Annotated in this window: 2 protein-coding genes and 1 pseudogene; all 3 read right to left on the bottom strand. The window is 76.3% G+C overall.

Translation table 11 applies throughout. From position 1 onward, the window contains the following. A partial coding sequence (locus tag B7767_RS34900; protein ID WP_085575584.1) for a glycosyltransferase occupies positions 1–1056 on the bottom strand: 1056 nt, incomplete at its 3' end. Then, entirely contained in the window at positions 1056–1820 is a 765-nt protein-coding gene (locus B7767_RS34895) for a polysaccharide deacetylase family protein (protein WP_085575583.1), read from the bottom strand. The genes B7767_RS34900 and B7767_RS34895, both read right to left, overlap by 1 nt. Then, positions 1804–2080, bottom strand: a pseudogene (locus B7767_RS34890) (murein biosynthesis protein MurJ); the annotation flags it as partial. The pseudogene B7767_RS34890 and the gene B7767_RS34895, both read right to left, overlap by 17 nt.

Below are 2080 nucleotides of genomic sequence, written 5' to 3'. Positions count from 1 at the left end.
GTAGTGGTGCGCGGCCCGGCCGGCCGTGCGCGGTCCGGGGCCCGCCGTACGGACCTCGGCGATCGCACGGGCGTACTCCCCGGGGCCGCCGCGCACCCGCCGGGCGCCGGCACGGGTCTCGGGCGGCAGGTCCTCGATCGCCGGGCAGGAGGCGTAGAGCACGGGCAGACCGGACGCCAGCGCCTCCACGGCCGCCAGACCGAAGGCCTCCTCCGCGGACGGGGAGGCGAACAGGTCCATCGCCGAGGTCAGCGAGGGCAGGTCGGGGCCGGGGGAGCCGTCGGGGACGACGGGACGCTCGCCGGTGAACAGGACCCGCCCCGCCACCCCGGCCTCATGGGCGGTGCGGCGCAGCACGTGCTCCTCGGGTCCGCCGCCCACCAGCAGCAGCCAGTGGTCCTCCGGCAGCAGGGCCAGCGCCCGGACGAGGACGTCGAACCGCTTGCCCCGGGCGAGCCGGCCGACACCGCCGACGACGAACGCGCCCCGAGGCAGGCCGAGGCGCCGCCGGGTGCGTTCCCGCCGCTGCGGGTCGAAGAGGAAACGGTCCAGGTCGATGCCGTTGGGGACGACCTCGATGCGGGGGGCGGGCACACCCCAGCGCTTCAGCCGGTCGGCCACCGTCGGGGAGACGGCGACCGTCGCCGAGCCGAGCCGCTCGCTCGCCAGGTACAGCGCGCGCACCCCGGCCGTCAGCCTGCGGCCCTCCATCTGGGTGTCGCCCAGGGAGTGTTCGGTCGCCACGACCGCGCGGACCCCGGCGATCCGGGCGGCGATCCTGCCGTAGACACAGGCCCGGTACAGATGCGTGTGCACGAGGTCGTAGCCGCCGGACCGGATCACCCGGACCAGGCGCGGGAGCGCGGCCAGGTCGCGGTTGCCGCCCATGCCCAGGTGCACCACCCGTACGCCGTCGGCGCCGAGCCCCTCGGCGACCGTGCCGGGGTTGGTGAGCGTCACCACGTCGCAGTCGACCGGCAGATGACGCAGCAGCAGCCGCAACTGCTGTTCGGCACCGCCGACACCGAGCCCGGTGATGATGTGCAGCGCCCTCATCACAGGCCCTCCACCGGGCGCCGGCGCAGCCGGTGCAGCCGGAGCTTGAGGTGCAGGCGCCACGCCGTGTCGTTCTGCCCGACGTGCGCCCGCGGCAGGGCGTGCGGGCCGGTCAGCGGGCCGGGGTCGATGGCGCAGGCGTAGGTGTAACCCGCTTTCCGTACGGCCTCGACGGCGCGCGCGTCGACCGTGCCGTACGGGTAGCAGAACCCTTCGGCCGGGGCGCCGGTCAGCTCCTCCAGCCGGGCCCGGCTCCCGGCGACCTCGGCGGTGAGCGTGGCGTCGTCCGCGCGGGTCAGGTCGACGTGGGTGAGACCGTGCGAGCCGATCTCCACGCCCTCGGCGGCGGCGCGCCGGATGCCGTCCGCGGTCAGCAGCGGCTTGCGCGGGCCGAGCGGGTCCCAGGCGTTGTCGCCGCCGAGCCGTCCGGGCAGGACGAAGAGGGTGGCGCCGCAGCGGAAGCGGCGCAGCAGCGGCAGGGCCCCGGCGAGGAAGTCGGTGTAGCCGTCGTCGAAGGTGAGGCCGACCAGGTCCCGGCCCTCGCCCCGGGCGCGCGCGGCGAGGAGTTCGGCGACGGACACGCCGCGCAGCCCGCGCCGGCGCAGCCAGGCCAACTGCCGTTCGAGCCGCCGGGGGGTGACGGTGATGCGGTACGGATCGTCCGAGCAGTCGCCCACCGAGTGGTACATCGCCACCCAGGGGACGGGGCCCGGACGGGGCGCGGAGGGGCTGCCGGTGGCGACGGAATCAACGGGAGCGGCCATGTGTGAGCCTTCGTGTGACGGTGCGTACGGAGCGCAGTGCGGATGCGGGGCGGATGCCCGGGACGGACAGGGCGAGCGGCACGAAGACGGCGGCCACGGCCGGACAGCCGGCCGCGAGAGCGGCCACCGGGGACTCGAAGCGGCTCGCGGCGAACACCCCGGCGGCGACGGCGAGGACCGAGGCGAGCACGGGCCGGCCCAGCCGGCCCAGCACCTCACGGACGCCGATCGAGACGCGGGCCGGGCCGCCGGCCGTGTCG

The sequence above is a fragment of the Streptomyces sp. 13-12-16 genome, from assembly GCF_002114215.1.
Classification (GTDB): Bacteria; Actinomycetota; Actinomycetes; order Streptomycetales; family Streptomycetaceae; genus Streptomyces.
This window is presented reverse-complemented; position numbering and strand designations above follow the sequence as displayed.